We start from the raw sequence: 16960 nt of genomic DNA, 5'->3' as shown, positions 1-16960 counted from the left end.
TGGCGGATCGGCGCCACGCGGGCTTTGTCGCCATGTATCGCAAGGCGGGCGGGGGATACATTTCGCGACAATATCCCCCGGCCGCCGGTGTCTCTCGCTCAGCCGTCCTGCAGGAAGAACCGGATCATGCCCTTCGAGGCGTCGGGTCCTGCCGGGTCGGTATAGCTGCCCTCGGGGCGGCCGCCGGACCATGCGTGGCCCGCGCCAGACACGATCCAGCTTTCGGCGCGGACCCGGCCTTGCGCATCCCTATGAAGCCTGCGGCGATAGGGCCGGGCCGCCTCGTCCTCGGCTGGGGCTGCGTCTTCGCCCCGCGATCCGAGGATCCTTTCGGCGTTGGAGATATCGACCGTGCGGTCGGAATCGCCATGGATGACGATCAGCCGCGGACCGGTGGCGGCGGCGGCGCGACCGGCGCCCTGGCCCCGCATCGCGGAAAAGGCCGAGACCATGTCCTGCGCGGCACCCGCCGGCAGGCCCGAATGCACCCCGATCGCGCCGAAGATGTCGGGATGCGTCTCGCCCAGGATCGCCGCCATCGCGCCGCCCGCCGAGAGCCCCGCCACGAAGCAGCGCTCGCGCCCGACACCGAACTCGGCGCAGAGCGCCGAGGCCAGGCCGGCCAGGATCGCCGGCTCGCCCCGCGCGGCCTGCTGGTGCCCGGCCTCGAACCAGTTCCAGCACGACATCATGTTGTGGTCGCGGGTCTGTTCGGGCCAGGCCACCGCGAGATCGGCGGCCTCGGCGGCGGCGTTCATCCCGGTGCCGCGCGCGAAATCCTCGGGCGTCTGGGTGCAGCCATGCAGCATCACCACGAGGCCCTGCACCCGCGCGGCACCGCAGGAGGGAATGTAGAGCCGGTAGTTGCGCGCGCCCTCGGGGCCGGAATGGCTGCGCGACAGGAATTGCGCCCCCTCGGGCATCTCGGGCACCGTGGCGTCGCCCGGCACGACGCCGCGCCCGGCAGGCCGCATCTGCCCCGGCAGCCCGGCGAGGGCGCCCGCCAGCGCGTTGGGCAATGCACCGGACAGCGGATTGGTCGTGGGGCCGCAATCGACGCATCCGCTCATCTGCGCCTTCAGGCGCTCGAACAGGGAGGGGGGCGCGGCGGTGTCGGCGGCGTCGCTGCCCTGGCCGGACTCTTCGTCGAGGATCTCGGCATCCTCGACCTGTGGATCGCGGCGCCATTTCGAGGCGCGGGGCAGGGCGGGGGGCGGGGTCGTCGCCGCGGGCTCGGGGCGGTCGGGCCGCGCGCCGCCACCAAGCGCGGCCTGGATCTCGCGGGTGGCGCCCATCGGGTCCTGCGCCCGCACGGCGGCCAGCGCCCGCCGCATCGCGGCGGTCATGTCGATACTCATCTCGCTCGTCCTTTCGCAGCCCCTCGGGGCGTCACTTGATCCGGTCCGCCAAGGCGGATTTGAGGGCCGGGCTCGCCTGGAGCGCGCCCAGAACGGTCAGCGAGGCGATGGTCTGCCGCGCCAGCTCGGGGTCGATGTCGGGGGCGAAGCGGGCAAGGCCGACGACGCGGACATGCAGCACCTCGCCCCTGTCGCGCAGCTCCTCGAGATCGGCGCGCAGGAAGTCGTAGAGCCCCACTTCGAGCCGGTGCCTTGCCACCGACCGGTCGATCTCCCCCGCCTGCGCCGCAAGCTGGGTGCGGATCGCGGTGCGGATAAAGTCGGTCCGGTTGCTGAAGAAGCCCTCCTGCACCAGCAGATCGATCCGACCCAGATCGACCGGGCCGAGATTGATGGTGATCTTTTCGGTCTCCGCCGTTTTCTCGCGCTTAGCCAACAGCCATCCCCATACCATCCATGTGGATGGTGATATGGCGAGTCCGCTGCGCATTGCAATCCCCTTGAAGCGTCCGGGTGGTCACGACCATGCGAACGGATGGGGCGACGGATGGATGCGGTGAGAGGGTATGAGGATGCCGTTTGGATGAACGTTGCCCATGAAGAGGGCGGCTTGCGGCGCCTTCGTCGTTCGATCCGGCAGTTCCTGCATGGCCGTCGCGCCCTGTAAACGGGCCTAGCTCACTCGTAGCATCGAGTTGGTCCAAGTGCCGCAAGCAGGTCGGTCTTGGATCAGGCCCTCTGCATTCCGGGCATGTCACGGTTGCGACCGCGTCGAAGCAGGATCTCCACCGGACCGGACCGGTCTATTTCAGGAGGGCTGCTATGGCTTGGATCGGCGCATATCGCGCGTAGGAGGTTTCCCGACTTCGGCGATCCAGCTTTGATGGCAGCCTTTCTGACAGGCGAAGGCGGCGTCCGGAGTTGCGGGAAGTAAGCAAACTGGAAAGGCGCGTTCCGACGCTGACGGCCTAGCGATGGCCGACCCATCCCCGGTCGTCGGTAAAGGCGCGAGCAGGCGATATGGACACCGTCTCGTAGCCCTCAGGCACTGTCGGCAACGGTGCGAGGGGTGCCGCCGATGCGGCGAGCACGAGGTTGGCCCGTCCGCGTGAGCTCACCGGACCCTGAACGGCTTCGACATGGGGGTAAAGGTCTCTCAGGATCGCGTGCAGTCCGCGCACGAGCGGGCCGTCGGGCGCATCGATGAGGTTCACGTAGACGGGGCCGTCGACGATTTCTCGCAGACGTTCATAGGTCTCGACCGTCGCGAGATGAGCGGGCACCGACTCAGAGGAGAACGCGTCCATGACGGCGGCATCGAAACGTCGATCCGCCTCGTTGATGTAGACACGGCCATCCTCGTGCACGATGCCGAGCCTGCCTTTATCCGCCGCGCCGCCAGAGCCTGCGTGGGTCGCGTCGAAGCCCGTCCGCGCGATCATCCTGCCGGCCGCCGGAAGATGCGCCCTGACGACGGAGGTGACGAGGGGGTCGATTTCCACCGCGACGGCCCGGGCCGCCGGTCGCGCGGCCAGCAACTTGGTGGGCAGCGTATAGCCGCCGCCGCCGATGAAGAGCACCGCAGGTTCCGAACCGAGATCGCGGTCCATGCGGGCCCAGAGCCATTGCGCGTAGGACAGCACCAGTTCCGGCGAGCCCTCAATGCCGACGCTTTTTTCCGCCGCCTGCGATGTGCGGTCGGCCTGAAGATAGACCGTGTCGCCGCGGCGCAGGATGTCGATGCAGGACAGGCCGGATTCGTACTGGCAGACGGGGCCGCTCATCAGGCCCGCGGCCATGAGGAGGGCGGCGAGCGCCATGGAGACCGGCGTGACCGGCTCGGGCGGGGCCGGGGTCGTCGCGACGGCGCCGTCCTTGGCGCCGGATGCCCCGCCGCGCACGAAGGGAACGCAGAGCAGGGCCACGGCGCCGCAAGCGGCGAAGGTGGCCGCCGAACCGAAATGCGGCAGGGTGACGAAGCCGGCCAGCAGGGCGCCCGCGATGGCACCGATCGAGCCTGCCGCCAGCACGAGGCCCAGAGACGAGCCTTCCCGCCCGGGCCGGGCCTCGACGGCCATCTTCGCGAGGAAGGGGGATGGAAAGCTGACGAGCACCGAGGCGGGAAAGAACGCGACCCAGACGGTGAACAGCATGCCTCCGGTCCCGCGCGCCCCCATGGCATAGAGCGCGGCGAGCACGGTCGGCGAAAGCGCCATCAGCACGGCCGTGGCGAGCAGCGCCCTTCGGACGTGCCGAATGGCGACCCGGCGCGGGCGCTCCGCGGCGAACCCCCCGATGGCGTTGCCGACCGAGAACCCGGCGAGCACCGTGGCGATGACGGTCGTCCATGTCACCAGGGAGGTTCCGAAGAACGGGGCAAGGACACGACCGGCGGCGATTTCGTAAGTGAGCCCGACGACGGACAGGACGAGGATCAGGCCGATCATGGTCCAAAAGCGCATATCGGTCTCTCCAAGGTCAGTTAGACGCTGCCCGCTCGTCCGAAAGAGCTTAGTGGCCCGCTGCCTGAAGGGAAGGCGGTCGGAGCGCGCGATACTCGTACCGCGACCCTATGAGGTCGCAGGGCAGGGCGCTCGCAGCCACTTCTCCAGCTTCTCGACCCCCGGACGGGCCCAGCTCTTCGTGTTGCATACCGAATCGTCGTCCCGCGCTCTCGATCCGGCCCGGCCGAGCCGCGTCGATGCGGCCATGGCCCATGTCGGTCATCGGCCCATCAAGGAAATGCCGCTGCACCGGGCCTTCGACGACACCCGCAGCGGCGCGGGCGCGATCGTTCATCTGCATTCCTGTCGCTCCGTGGCGCTATCGATGATGCCCGGATCCGGAAAATGGTTTCTCAGAAGAAGGGTGGTAGGCGGCGCAATCGCTGCGCCCGAGCGGAATGTCGGCCATGACGCAAGCCGAACATGCAATTCACGACGGTTCGGATACGGCCAGGTCGAGCAACCTCGCCGCGTCTCGTATGGCGCCGATCAGGTGGTCGCGGCTTTCGTCGGCGGGCTGATCCGCCGAGAACAAGAGGCTGATGCCCCGGTTCGCGTCCGGCATGACCAGCGGCCTGACGACGACTTCCTTCCGGTGGATCGCCTGGCGCCGGGCGAACAGGTCGGGGAGCACCGCGACACCGGCGCCGGTCGCAGCCATCAGCATGATGGAGTCGAGGCTCGTGCCTTCGTAATCGTCCGACACGATGCCCCCGCTGAGTCCTGCGAGGCCGTAGACGATCCGCGCCAGCCGGTGTCCCGTATCCAGCGTCAGGAGGCGCTGGCCTGTCAGATCGGTGCCGCCGACACGATCGAGCGCGGCGATGGGATGATCCGGGGTCACGGCCACCCAGAGGGTTTCGGTGAACAGCGGATGCTGCCGGGTGTTCGGGTGGTCCTCGGGCGTCGAGATGATGGCATCGAAGCGCCCGTTGCGGATGCCTTCGTCGAGGCTCAGGGTGTTCTCCTCGCGCACGATGACGCGCAACTCGGGCTGGTCGCGATGTAGCGAGTGCATCACCTGCGGCAGCAGGTAGGGCCCGATCGACGGCAGGACGCCGAGCCGCAACCGCCCGCCGAAAGGCAGCGTGGAGGTCATGACGCTGCGCAGGTTCTCGACCTCCGCCAGGATGCGTCGCGCCCGGTGGACGCATTCGAGCCCCTTTGCCGTCGCCTGCGTTCCGCCGCGCCCTCGCTTGAACAGCCGCACGCCGAGATCGGCCTCCACCGCTGCGATCTGGCTGGAGAGGCTCGGCTGGCTGACATGCAGCGTATCCGCGGCCAAGCTGAAGCTGCCGAGCTGGTGCACCGCGACGATGTATTCCAGCTGGCGGAGTGTCGGCCTCATGCATAGGTCCAAGCTATAGATGGCGCTGATAGAATGTATTTAAGCTATGAAGATTTCTGCGGCAATGGGGGCGAAACCGAAAGGAGTTCGCCGTGTCTGCCGTTCTCGACACCCTCACGGGCAACCTCATGGTGCCCACCATCCTGTTCTTCGTGCTCGGCCTGATCGCCGCATTCATGCGCAGCGACCTGTCCATTCCCGAAGGGGCCGCGAAGTTCATGTCGCTCTACCTGCTCCTGGCGATCGGCTTCAAAGGCGGCCATAGCCTGGCGGAGCATGGTCTGCGCAGCGAGTTGCTGGTCGCCATCCTGGCCGGTCTGCTCCTGTCCTTCCTGATCCCGTTCCTGGCCTTCGTGCTGCTTCGGGTGATGGCCCGGTTGGATGCGATGAACGCCGCCGCGGTGGCCGGACATTACGGATCGATCTCGATCGTCACCTTCGTCGCCGCCACCAGCCTGCTCGAACTGTCCGGCGTCGCGTTCGACGGCTACATGGTGGCGGTCGCCGCCAGCATGGAGGTGCCGGCGATCCTCTCGGCGCTGTGGATCGCGCACCGGTATTCCGGCGACCGGGAGGCGACCGGCGGCGTTCCGGCCCGCGAACTTTTCGCCAATGGTTCGGTGCTGCTGCTCACCGGCGCTTTCGTGATCGGCGCCGTCACGCAGGACAAGGGCATGCAGATGATCGCCCCCTTCGTCGTCACGCCCTTCGTCGGCATCCTCTGCCTGTTCCTGCTCGACATGGGGATCTCCGCCGGCCGGAGCCTCTCGGCCAACCGGCACATGCTGAACCCGGGGCTGTTCTCCTTCGGTCTGGTCATGCCGATCACCGGCGCGCTGCTGGGCTGGGCCGCCGGATCGATGATCGGGTTGCAGACCGGAAGCCTGTTCCTGCTGATGGTCCTGGCTGCTTCCGCCTCCTATATCGCGGTTCCTGCCGCGATGCGCATCGCGCTGCCCAAGGCCGAGTCCGGCATCTACCTCACGCTTTCGCTGGGCGTGACGTTTCCCTTCAATATCACGGTCGGTTTGCCGCTCTATCTATGGCTGGCGGGTTTCGGCGCGTGATACCCGCGAGCTGGCCAGTCAATGCCGAAGCCGACCTTCGTCGCGGGGCGTCTTGACGGCAATCATCGGTGAACGAGGTCAGCCACCTTTAGTGGCGAGCTAATTCGGCAGCGCTGAACCCGTGGCCAATCGAACCCGAAGGCCTATCGGTGTCATCTCCCTGCCGGCGTGTGGGGAGGTGCGCCTCGGGCGGCGCACCTGCTTGTAATGGAGGGTAGGCGAGTGCCAGTCGTCCGGGCCTTACCCGATCCGGCCGCCACCCTGCTTCTGGATCACGACCACGGCGGGCCGGGGTGGCATGCCATCCGTGAAGTCGGGCCAGCGGGTCGAGGGGCTGTCGAAGGTCGAGCCATCGCCCGGATGCTGGACCGCGAGGAACAGGGACTGGTCGTCGTTGACGAACCACGGGCCGCACATCTCCGCTCCTACCGGCACGCGGAAGAAATGCTTCGACGTGCCCCGCATATCGCCCTCGGTTTCCATCGCCCAGAGGCCGTCGGCGCGCCCGGTGTCCTCGGCCGAGTTGCCGTCGGTCGCGATCCAGAGCCGGCCCGCCGCGTCGACCGCGCAGTTGTCGGGCATGCCGAACCAGCCATGTTCGCTCGTCGCCGGCGAGAAGGTCGCGCCCACCTCCTCGACCGAGGGGTCGCCGCATTTGACGAGGATCTCCCACGGCATGGTGTCCGCCGCGAAATCGCCCTCCGGCGCGGTGATCTCGATGATGTGGCCGAAGGCGTTCTCGGCGCGCGGGTTGGCCGCGTTCTCGTCGCCCGGCTTGCGGCGCGTGTTGTTGGTCAGCATCACGTAGATCTTGCCGGTCTGCTCGTTCGGCTCGACGTCCTCGGGACGGTCCATCGGCGTCGCCTCGAGGAAGTCCGCGGCCCGCCGGGTCTGGATCAGCACGTCGCCTTGGTCGGCGAAGCCGTTCTCGGCGGTCAGCGGTCCCTCGCCATGGATCAGCGGCAGCCAGGTCACGGTGCCGTCCGCGTCGAAACGCGCGACCGAGAGCGTGCCGCGGTCGAGGATGTCGGGGTCAGGGTTCTCGGGGTCGTGCGCGGCCTCGGTGACGAAGCGATAGACGTAGTCGAACCGCTCGTCGTCACCCATGAACAGCGCGACCCGGCCATCGCCATTGACCGCCGGCATGGCGCCCTCGTGCTTCATGCGCCCCAGCGCCGTGCGCTTGACCGGGGTCGAGTTCGGGTCGGCCGGGTTCACCTCGACGATCCAGCCGTGGCGGTTGGGCTCGTTCGGCTCCTTGTCGATATTGAAGCGGTCGTCGAACTTGCCCCAGGCATACCATTTGCCCGGCACGCCGTAGCGGGCGTTGAGGATCGTTGCCGGATCGTCCGAGGTTTCGGTCGCGGGCGGCTCCTGGGCGTCGCTCCAGAAGTAGCCGTTGAAGTTCTCCTCGGCCATCAGCCAGGTGCCCCAGGGCGTGATGCCGCCGGCGCAGTTGTTGAAGGTACCCAGCACCTCGGTCCCGGCCGGGTCGGCCCCGGTCTGCATCTTCGCGTGACCGGCGGCGGGGCCGGAGATCTTCATCGGCGTTTCGGCGGTGATCCGGCGGTTGTAGCTCGAATCGCGCACCACCGACCACTTGCCGTCCTCGCCGCGCCGGATTTCGATGACGCTGCCGCCATGCGCGGCCTTCTCGATATTGACCAGCTCCTCGGTCATCTGCGCGAACTCGGCGTCGTCCTGGATGCCGAGGCCCGGGAACATCAGCTCCTCGTTGGTATATTCATGGTGGTTCACGAGCAGCAGCCGGTCCGGATCGTCCGGAGCCTCGGGATGCGGCACCGTCCCGATGAAGTCCGAGTTGTAGCCGAACTGCTGGTTCTGCGCCTCGGCGGTCTGGTTGTCGACGTCGAATTCGGGCGCGCCGGGCAGGACCGGATCGCCCCAACGGATCAGCACGTCGGCGTCGTAGCCCTCGGCCACGACCATGTCCTCGCTGACGCCGGCTTCGATCTCGGTGAAATCGAAGCTGCCCTCGCCGGTCTGCGCGTAGGCGCGGCTGGCGGCCAGCGCCATCGGGCTGACCGTGGCGGCGATGGCGGTGAACCCCAACGCGCCCTTCATCAGGTCCCGCCGCCCCATGCGGGCGGCGATCACGTCGCCGATCGTCGGGGCGCCGGACGTGTTGACGCCCTTGTCATCGGCCGCGTCGAAGCGCTGTGAACGATTCAGTGGATCGAAAATGGTGAATTTCATGTTCTTTCCTCCCTCGCCTGGCCGCGTCGCCAGGCGAGGCCGATCTTGGCACCGAAGCCTCGAGTTGTAACCCGAGGAATGCGCCCGCAGGCCCGTCTCCCAACAAATCCGGACCGGGATGAGCCCCGCCGCCGCAAGGAAGCACTGGCAACTGTATCCATCGGACTGGTTCCTGATTCCGGAACCTGCAAACGCAGCTACCAAAAAACGTGGATCCATTCCGACACCATTCACCGGCCATCCTGAAATGCGGTCGTATTAATACGAGAGTACTATTAACGCAGGTACTTGGAAGTGAGAGCAGGGGCGGACAATATTTTTTTGTCCATGGATTTCGGCGACAGCGGAAGTCGAAGCGCGAAGGTGTTTAAGGTTCGTTAATAATATAGGATACGGATGGCAAAAATTGGAGATTGACGGATCCAACTTTGTCGACCTATGCTTGAAAAACGCCATCGCGGGGGTCGCATGCAGATTGCAAACCTCGAACTTTCCGACATAGATGTCGCTTCTTTAACGTTGCACAAGGTCGTGCGACGGCACATCGGCGGTCAGGATCATTCGCGCTGGGTCCTGTCTGGGCCGACCGAATCCAATGAAACCGGCCGACTGTACTACAAGATATGGAACGCGAGCTACATTCGTCGAGACAACATAATGGGCGCTTTGGAAAGCGGCTTTTATGATATCCGGACGGTCCCCGCGTTGCGCGCATTGATATTCGGGCGTGGCGTTTGCCGTGGTTATGTCATGAAGGAATGTCGCCCTCTAAAAAGCTTCGATCCTTCGTTCTTTCGGCTGGTCCTCGACAGAACGGCAGGCACCAAATATTTCGCCGTCCAATTCGGCCATGCACACAGCATGCTCTGTGGGAGCGCGATGAGCATGATCGATCTCGAAGGCGTCTACCCTATCGAGGAACTGGGCTTGATCAGGCGTCACTACAGTGCCTTTGCCAACGCTAGATACGCCAAATTCGTTACGGCACTGTATCGGGACTTGGTCGGTTCCGAGGAAACACCGCCATCCAATCCGCCGCTGGAACGACACCTATCATGGAGACGGCATCCGTTCCAAAAGGCCTTGGTCGTGGCATCAAAGCACGCCGGACGCGTCTCGGCTCGATGTGCTCCGAGATTGACGCAGCTGGAGGTATAAGAGCACGGATCGGAATTTTTTAAAGCAGTGTGGGTTTCCTAGTCCTCGGATGGGAGCGGGTTTGTTCAAGTTGTTAGGCAAGATATCAGAGCTGCTCGATCAGCAAGAACGTCGCCGATTGTGGATGGCTCTGACGATTGGTCTCGCAATTGGTGTCGGTGACATGATCGGGGTCATGTCTGTCATCCCTTTCCTGGTGGTGGCTGCAGATCCGAGTTCGATTGAAGAGAAGCCCAGCTTCGCGAAGGCCTACGATTTTTTCGAGTTCTCGGACGATACTCAGTTCCTGATCGCGCTAGCGCTATGCTCGCTGGTAACCATTTCCGTGGTTACATCTCTTCGAATTTTTGGTCTTTTCTACCTGAGGAGGTTTGCGAGAGGTCAAAGCGTGAGCTTTGCGTCCCGGCTGTTTGCGCAGTACATGCAGAAGTCCCTGGATCGAACTCATACCCGACATTCCGCCAGTCTCATCTCCAACATACAGTCTGAGGTCGAGAGAGTGGTGAACGGGGTGATGATGAACGCCGTGCGCCTTTTTGCCAATGGCAGCACCGCGATCTTCCTCGTCCTTTTGCTGATCGTGGTCGAGCCGGCAGCGGCGATCACCATGGGTCTACTGCTGGGATGCGGATATGGAGCGGTATTTTCCGTAGTGAGCGGCCGCATCCGACATCTAGGTGCCGAGCGGGTTCGCGCAAACGCCCAGGCGGCGAAAACCCTTGGCGAAGCATTGGCAGGTTCTCGGGAAATCTGGCTGTACGGCATGCAGGGATTTTATCGGGCGAAATTCGAGGAGGCCTACCGGCGCAAGAACGAGGCACAGACGATGGCGGAGCTATTGCGGGATGTTCCCAAATCCGTCCTCGAGTTATTGACGTTTGGCACCATGATCCTGCTGGTGATCTGGTCGCTGAGTGAAGGGGCACATTCGAGCGGCGCTCTCCCGCTAGTGGTCCTTTACGCCTTCGCGGCGGCCCGGCTTATACCGGCATTGCAGCGCGTCTACGCTGCCGCCACGGCATTGCGTACGGATCTGCCGTCCCTCGATGCGCTATGGGCTGACCTTAGCAAAGCAGAGTTCGAGGGAGCGCGGGCAGCCGATGTGCGTACCGCGCCGAGGCTGGAAAGAGCCCTCGAGTTGAAAGGGATTTCTTATTGGTACCCTGGCTCTCGGCAGCCCGCGATCCGAGACCTGAGCCTGACCGTCCCAGCAGGTTCCTTCGTGGGGATTGTGGGTGCGACGGGCGCGGGCAAAAGCACCATACTCGACCTGATGGCTGGTCTGCTGACTCCGGCATCGGGGAGTATTTCCGTGGATGGCACATCCATTGACGACCGAAACAGGAGCCAATGGCGGAAACGCGTAGCTTACGTCCCGCAGGAAATCTCACTGGTCCAAGGGTCTATCAGGGAGAATATCGAGTTTGGACTTAATGATGACCACCATTCGAAGTATCGCATTTGGCGGGCGGGGGCATTTGCGGGACTCGATCCACTCATCGCGGATCTGCAGGACGGATACGACACCAAGTTGCATGAGCGGGGGATCAATCTCTCTGTCGGCCAGCGCCAGCGCATCGGCATCGCTCGCGCCGTGTATCGCGAGCCGGATCTCTTGGTCATGGACGAATCCACCAGCGCGCTCGATGCGCTGAGCGAGGCCGAGCTGAATGCGGCTGTTGCGTCTTTACGCGGAAAAACGACGGTCGTCATTGCCGCCCATAGGTTGAGCTCGGTTCGAAAATGTGACACGATTATCGTAATTGCCGACGGTCGTGAAATTGAATCGGGTTGTTATAGCGATCTGATGGCGAGTGGTTCTCTTTTCCGATCTCTCGTTAATGCCGATATGTGATTTTGTTGCGATTGCTGGAAAAGTGTTTTGGACCATGACGTCTTTGCATGTTGCGCAGGTGATCGGAAATCTGAAATGCGGCGGCACGCAGGAGCTTTTGGTCCAGCTCGCCGGTCAGCGGCCCCAAGCCGGGTTGAAGCTACGGGTGATTGTTCTTTCTCCTCCTGCGGGCACCGGGTATTGCGACCGCTTGCGCGCGGCGGGCGTATCCGTCGCCCATTTGTCTCCTGAGCGGGGCAGGGTGGGGCTGATGATCTGGCGGCTGGCCCGCGAACTGCGGGCCGCCAAGGTCGATCTCGTCCACGCCCATTTGAGACGCGCGAACACTCTGGCCCCGATCGCGGGCGCCATCGCCGGCGTTCCGGTGATAGGCGGGCTGCACTTGCCAAGTCCCGGACGCCGCGGCGTCGACGGGCTGCGCGACCTGGCCGAGAGCATGGCGCTCCGGGCCGGCAGCCGGGGCGCGACGGCCTGCTCCGACAGCGTTGCCCGCGACAATCGTGATCGGCTGGGATCTCTGCCGATCGCGACGCTTGCCAATCCCGCCCCACCTGCTCCCCCTCTAGCCATGATCGAGGCGGGCCGCGCCGCCGGTCGCGATGCGTCCGAGCCGGTGGCCTTCCTCGTGGTCGGCCGCCTGGCTCCTGAGAAACGTGTTGAGACCGCCTTGGTGGCCGCTAGGCACCTATTGGATCGCGGCATCAGGTTTCGTCTCTCGATCGCCGGCGAGGGCAGCGAAGCCTCTCGTCTACGGGCGTTCAGCCGCGATCTGGGACTGGAGTCCGTGGTTCGCTTTCTGGGTCCGCGCAGCGATATTTCCCGGCTCATGATCACGCATGACGTCTATCTGAGTGCGTCGCGCGATGAAGGCCTGTCCATCGCCCTGCTCGAGGCGATGGCTCATGCGATGCCGGTCATCGTTACCCCTGCTGGTTCCGCCGAGGCGCTGGTCGATCGGCAGGTCGGCTACTGCGTCGCGATGGAGGACGCGGAGGCCTTGGCGGCGGCCATGTACGAGCTGGCTGGGGATCCGCGCAAGCGTTGCGATCTGGGACGAGCCGCCCGCCTCAAGGTGGAGCAGCATCACCGTCTCGACGATTGGAGCCGAGATCTTGTCAGACTTTACGAACGGGCGCTGGCGGGTCGCTTGCCCTCGTCCATACCGGGGGGGCTGCGCCCTGACAGAGTGACTTCGTGACAGGTGTGTTTTTTCGAGGGGGACGGTTTGATGGTCAACAGCAACAGGATCGAGAGGCAGGTAAAGAAGGCCCTGCGCGGATCACCACTTTACGCCCCGGTCAAGCTGCTCAGAGAGCAGATGCGCATCGCACATTTCTCGCTGGCGCAGGTGACCGATAAGGTGGTGCGACCGGCCCCGCACGAGGTCTTCCTCAGCCTGACTGCGAACTGCAACCTGCGCTGCGGAGCCTGCAGCTACGGCCGGGACTTCATGCCAAGCCATCAGCTTCCGTGGGAGGTTGGCGCCAAGCTTATCGACGACTGCAAGGAACTCGGCATCGGGACCATCCGGCTCTATGGCGGCGAGCCGCTTCTGCATCGCGACCTCGACAAGTATGTCGAGCGGATCGCTCATCACGGGCTGAACATGTATGTCACGACAAATGGCCTGCTGCTCGACAAGAAGATAGATCGGCTTGTCGAGGCTGGGCTCAAGCGGGTCTCGATCGGCTTTTACGGGCTGGAGGAGGATTACGACGCCTACGTCCAGAGGCCCGGAGCCTTCGAGGCCCTGAGCAGGTCGCTGGCCGCGACACGGTCAAGGCATGGGGTCGACACATTGCCGATGGGACTGGATTGGCTGCTGATGCGCAGCACAGGACGACCCGACAGCGTCAGGCGGACATTGCAGTTCGCGCGTGACCACCAGATGCAAGTCTATATAAACCTTATCCATTACTCCCTCCCCTATTTCGTGAGACCCGAGCGTGAAAGCGAACAGCGCTTTTGGTTCGAAGAGGAGGATCGCCCGATCCTGGAGGAGGTCGCCTCGATCCTGCTCGAGGAAAAGCAGCGCGACCCCGGTCTCATCCGCAATACGGAACGGGGTATCCGTTCGATTCCCGACTGGTTGATCCGCAAATCCGCAATGCGGTTGCCCTGCACCAGCCATGACATGCTCTGGATCGGACCAGACGGGACGGTTCAGATGTGCTTCGTCACTTTCAAGCTCGGCTCTCTGCACGAGCACAGGCTTTCTGAGCTGTTGTTCAACGAGCGGCACCGGAGCTTCGCGCGGCATGCCTTCAACCTGAAATGCCCGAACTGCAATTGCGGCTATGACAAGCGGGTGAACTTGCATCGTCCATCGCGCACTGCCTATGCGGCCGGGATGAACGGCTGAACCGCGCTTGGCGCGCGGCTGTCGACTGTGCATTCTGATTTGAGAGCGGCATTGGTGATGTGACCGCCCCCGCCGGCATCGTTGGGTTCAAGCTGGAAGAGCGTTGTCGCGCCATTGGGCAGGACCGACCGGAGCCCGGCGAGGGAAGCTTCTCGAAGCGCTTCGCCGAGCAGAGCCGAGGGGGTCCGATGCGGTCCAGACCTGCGACACCGCGCCTGCGCTGAGTTCGGCGCTGCTTGCCCAGACAAGAGGCGTGCCGATCCGCACCGCGCTGACCCTGCTGGACGCGATGACGGAGCTTGGTCTCCTACGGGAGATCACTGGCCGGCGGACCGCGTGGATCTGGACGGTGCCATGCCTCGGCGGGCGTCTCGCTGGTCGGCCGTTCAGGCAGGCTCGGCTGCAGAGGCGCACCGTCATGCCGTCGGCCAAGGTGCGCGAAACGGCGCGCAGCCACCGCAGGGATTAGCGAGAGGTTTCGGTGTGGGCGATGGGGTGCGCCTTCACTGATATTGAGACGGCTCTCAGCAAGGCGAGCGCGCTGCCGATCGCCGCGCGGGGCCGGAGATGAGTATGCCGAGCGCCCTGATGAACCAAGCTGACCGTGGCGAGTTATGCGCGCAGATTCATCATGGAGGTTCCGATGATCAAGGCCTTTGCAAGTGCTGCCGCTCTCTCCGCGCTTATGGCCGGGGGGGCCCTGGCGCAGGATGACGAAACGATGATCGTGGTCACCGAAGACGCGATGATGCAGATGTCGATGGTGGACGGACAGACCACCGTGACCTTCCCGCTCATCACCGCGCTGCAGGACGGCTACATCGTCGTGCATGCCGTCGCTGCTGATGGCACGGCCGGTGAAGTGCTGGGGCATGCCTCGGTGACTGCCGGCGAAAATGCCGACGTGGCGGTGACGATTCCGGAGGCGCTGCCTGCCGGAACTCAATTGATGGCCATGTTGCATGTCGAGAATAACGACAACGGCACCTTCGATTTCGGGCCGGAGATGACCGATGTGGATGCCCCGGTGATGCGAGACGGGGCGCCGGTGATGGTGATGTTCGCCGTGCCCGAGGGCGTGGCTGACGGTGTCGTGGTCATCGAGCCCATGCCTTCGCCCGATGTGGCCGATCCCGAGTCCCGTTCGGCCTCGGAGGACGATGAGGAGCGGGACGCGGTCGAGGAAGACGAACCCGCGATCGATCCGAATGATACGGAAACCGAAGGCTTCATCGAGGAAGGCGAGGATACCGACGGGGAAGGCAACGACGAGGACGGCGAGCCTGTCGAAGAAGGCGCGGGCGACGAAGAGACCCAAGATACGGATCTGGAACAAGACACGGGTCTGGATACTGAAGGTCAGGAAGACGACGCTGCCGATACCGATACCGATACCGATACGGATGCCGATGCTGGCGCCGATGCCGATGCCGACGCTGACGGCGAGGTGAATGCCCAGTAACCCGGATTTCATCCGGGCTGTTCTGGGGGGCTGGCCAGGTGTCAATCGGCTGGCCCCCGCTCTTCGAGGAAACGGCACGTGGCGGGAATGTCCTGCCCCCGCTGAAGCTCTTCGCCCCCCGAGATGGGCTCATTACTTCGGACGGCACTCTCCGCGGCCGCCCCATAATCGCATTCATGCTCTGCAGCCGGTGGGATCCCCTTTAGCTTCTGCCAATGGACACATACTCGTGTCGGGCGGTCAGCGGCGGGTATCGCGTATCGCTGTTCCCGGATGCCGGTCAGGGCAAAGCGCTCCCTTGAAGGCCCCCTTCAAGCTCGGCAGGACGATTGCCTTGGCGGTGATGTGGATCTCGTAGAGCGATCCCGGCACGAGTCCCCTTTGCAGCTGCTCCGCTCCGAGGAACTCGACCCCGTCCTCTCGGCCGAAGATGGTATGCTGGGCATGCCGCACGTCCTTGCAGGGCATCCAGGTGGGATCGGCCTCGCGAGCGTAGGCGACATGACGGCCTCGAGCGCGAAGCGCCTCCATTTCCGGGGAGACCGCGTTCGTCATGAAATAGATACCTTCGTCACCAGCCAGCATCAGCCCCGGCGGAATCCTGGTGCAGTCGAGGTCGTCAATGGTCGGGTTCGGACAAACATCCGTGCGAAGCCCCTCCATCGCTGCAGCGCGTCCCGCGGCCTCCAAGTCGGCGCGCCAGAGTGTGGGATCGAAGAGCTGGGCATAGGTCGGCCGGCGCGTTCTCGCGGTTTCCGAAAGGGCCAGGAGTTCGAGCAGGTGGTCCGCGTCGAACGTCGCCCTCATCGTCGAAGCCTCCTTTCTGGCGGGACCGCAGCTCGCGATCGAAGAGATTGGCGAGGGCCTCGACCGCCCTGGTTGCTCTTCCTGCCCTGCACTTGGCCCGGGTCATTCTTCTTCGCTGCAGCGCTGGGGTCGACAATGAATCCGCTCTCCTGACCGTTCGAGAGAGTAACCTACACCGAAGCGGTGCTCCCTTAGGTCAGGTGTCATCCGGATTGGACGTGATCCGCCGTCGTTCATTCCCACTGCATGCATCTCGACGAGCGTACCGCCCACGCCCGACATCAACTACGGGACGATGACCGTGCTCCACTCGCTCCTGTTCGGTGCGACCTTGTCAGGGGTGAGATGGACGGGGGGCATCGCGGATACTGCGTCGCCTGCCCACCGACAGATGGTTTGGGATGCCTCGGTCTTTTCCAATGCCCACAACCGCATGACCGAGCGCCCATTCAAGATCGTGGGGCCGGCGGGATGAACAATGCCTGTCAAATGCCGGATAAGGCCGGGACGAAACGGCGCGCCCGGCGCCCGCGATCACTCGGCGCAGTTCTCTTCGAGCCAGTCGAGCGCGCCGGTCGTGATGCGGTGGATATGGGTCGAAAAGATCGCGGGCTCTTCGTAGCTGTGCAACTCGGTGATGGCCGCGACCACCTCGTTCCAGCGTGCCTCGACCGTCTTGATGTCCAGCCGCCATTCCAGATGGTCGTGGATCTCGCCCTCCCAGCGGTAGAGCGTGTCGATCCTGCGGATATGGACGGCGGCGGCGAGCCGGCGTTCGAGGAGCGCCCGCGCGATCTTGCGCGCCTCCTTCTCGCTGTCGCA

At 64.4% G+C, this 16960-nt stretch carries 14 protein-coding genes and 1 pseudogene; 7 read left to right on the top strand and 8 right to left on the bottom strand.

Annotated features, from left to right (window positions below):
* Positions 1-98: 98 nt before the first annotated feature.
* The 4 genes from O4G76_RS11980 to O4G76_RS11965 all read right to left on the bottom strand — a co-directional run bounded on the left by O4G76_RS11980 (position 99) and on the right by O4G76_RS11965 (position 3805).
* Positions 99-1358 (bottom strand): PHB depolymerase family esterase, encoded by a 1260-nt coding sequence (locus O4G76_RS11980; RefSeq protein WP_269397549.1) that lies wholly within the window; start codon positions 1356-1358, stop codon positions 99-101.
* A 31-nt stretch (positions 1359-1389) separates the two neighbouring features.
* Positions 1390-1794: a CopG family transcriptional regulator gene (locus O4G76_RS11975; protein WP_269397548.1), complete on the bottom strand. Its 405-nt coding sequence runs from the start codon at positions 1792-1794 to the stop codon at positions 1390-1392.
* A gap of 81 nt (positions 1795-1875) precedes the next feature.
* On the bottom strand, positions 1876-2007 hold the full coding sequence (locus O4G76_RS11970) for a hypothetical protein (protein WP_269397547.1): 132 nt from the start codon (positions 2005-2007) through the stop codon (positions 1876-1878).
* A gap of 319 nt (positions 2008-2326) precedes the next feature.
* Positions 2327-3805, bottom strand: a complete 1479-nt coding sequence (locus O4G76_RS11965) for a fused MFS/spermidine synthase (protein ID WP_269397546.1) — start codon at positions 3803-3805, stop codon at positions 2327-2329.
* Here O4G76_RS11965 and O4G76_RS11960 point away from each other — a divergent pair.
* Positions 3804-4184, top strand: a pseudogene (locus tag O4G76_RS11960) (class II aldolase/adducin family protein); the annotation flags it as partial. The gene O4G76_RS11965 and the pseudogene O4G76_RS11960 overlap by 2 nt on opposite strands.
* A 108-nt stretch (positions 4185-4292) precedes the next feature.
* Here the strand turns inward: O4G76_RS11960 and O4G76_RS11955 are convergent.
* The gene (locus tag O4G76_RS11955) at positions 4293-5210 is read right to left on the bottom strand and encodes a hydrogen peroxide-inducible genes activator (protein WP_269397545.1); all 918 of its coding nucleotides are present in this window, start codon (positions 5208-5210) and stop codon (positions 4293-4295) included.
* A 92-nt stretch (positions 5211-5302) separates the two neighbouring features.
* Between O4G76_RS11955 and O4G76_RS11950 the strand changes: the two genes are divergently transcribed.
* Positions 5303-6277 (top strand): sodium-dependent bicarbonate transport family permease, encoded by a 975-nt coding sequence (locus O4G76_RS11950; RefSeq protein WP_269397544.1) that lies wholly within the window; start codon positions 5303-5305, stop codon positions 6275-6277.
* 240 nt (positions 6278-6517) lie between these two features.
* Here O4G76_RS11950 and O4G76_RS11945 read toward each other — a convergent pair whose 3' ends face one another.
* Positions 6518-8494, bottom strand: a complete 1977-nt coding sequence (locus O4G76_RS11945) for a PhoX family phosphatase (protein ID WP_269397543.1) — start codon at positions 8492-8494, stop codon at positions 6518-6520.
* 468 nt (positions 8495-8962) lie between these two features.
* Between O4G76_RS11945 and O4G76_RS11940 the strand changes: the two genes are divergently transcribed.
* From O4G76_RS11940 to O4G76_RS11920, 5 genes are all read left to right on the top strand, one after another.
* Positions 8963-9652 (top strand): hypothetical protein, encoded by a 690-nt coding sequence (locus O4G76_RS11940; RefSeq protein ID WP_269397542.1) that lies wholly within the window; start codon positions 8963-8965, stop codon positions 9650-9652.
* Positions 9653-9713: 61 nt separating this feature from the next.
* Complete coding sequence (locus O4G76_RS11935; protein ID WP_269397541.1) at positions 9714-11507, top strand: ABC transporter ATP-binding protein; 1794 nt, start codon at positions 9714-9716, stop codon at positions 11505-11507.
* A complete protein-coding gene (locus O4G76_RS11930; protein WP_269397540.1) occupies positions 11467-12705 on the top strand; it encodes a glycosyltransferase in 1239 nt (412 codons plus the stop codon). Before O4G76_RS11935 ends, O4G76_RS11930 begins: the two co-directional genes overlap by 41 nt.
* A 30-nt stretch (positions 12706-12735) precedes the next feature.
* Positions 12736-13869: a radical SAM protein gene (locus O4G76_RS11925; RefSeq protein WP_269397539.1), complete on the top strand. Its 1134-nt coding sequence runs from the start codon at positions 12736-12738 to the stop codon at positions 13867-13869.
* Positions 13870-14512: 643 nt separating this feature from the next.
* Positions 14513-15331: a hypothetical protein gene (locus tag O4G76_RS11920; protein ID WP_269397538.1), complete on the top strand. Its 819-nt coding sequence runs from the start codon at positions 14513-14515 to the stop codon at positions 15329-15331.
* 240 nt (positions 15332-15571) lie between these two features.
* Here the strand turns inward: O4G76_RS11920 and O4G76_RS11915 are convergent, their stop codons facing one another.
* Entirely contained in the window at positions 15572-16138 is a 567-nt protein-coding gene (locus tag O4G76_RS11915; RefSeq protein WP_269397537.1) for a DUF3085 domain-containing protein, read from the bottom strand.
* Positions 16139-16672: 534 nt separating this feature from the next.
* Positions 16673-16960, bottom strand: a 288-nt coding sequence (gene cutA / locus O4G76_RS11910; RefSeq protein ID WP_269397536.1) for a divalent-cation tolerance protein CutA, incomplete at its 5' end; no start/stop codon positions are given.

It is taken from the genome of Limimaricola sp. G21655-S1 (assembly GCF_027213785.1).
Taxonomy (GTDB): Bacteria; Pseudomonadota; Alphaproteobacteria; order Rhodobacterales; family Rhodobacteraceae; genus Limimaricola.
Note: the sequence above shows the minus strand (reverse complement) of the source record. Positions and strands in the feature narration are given on the sequence as shown.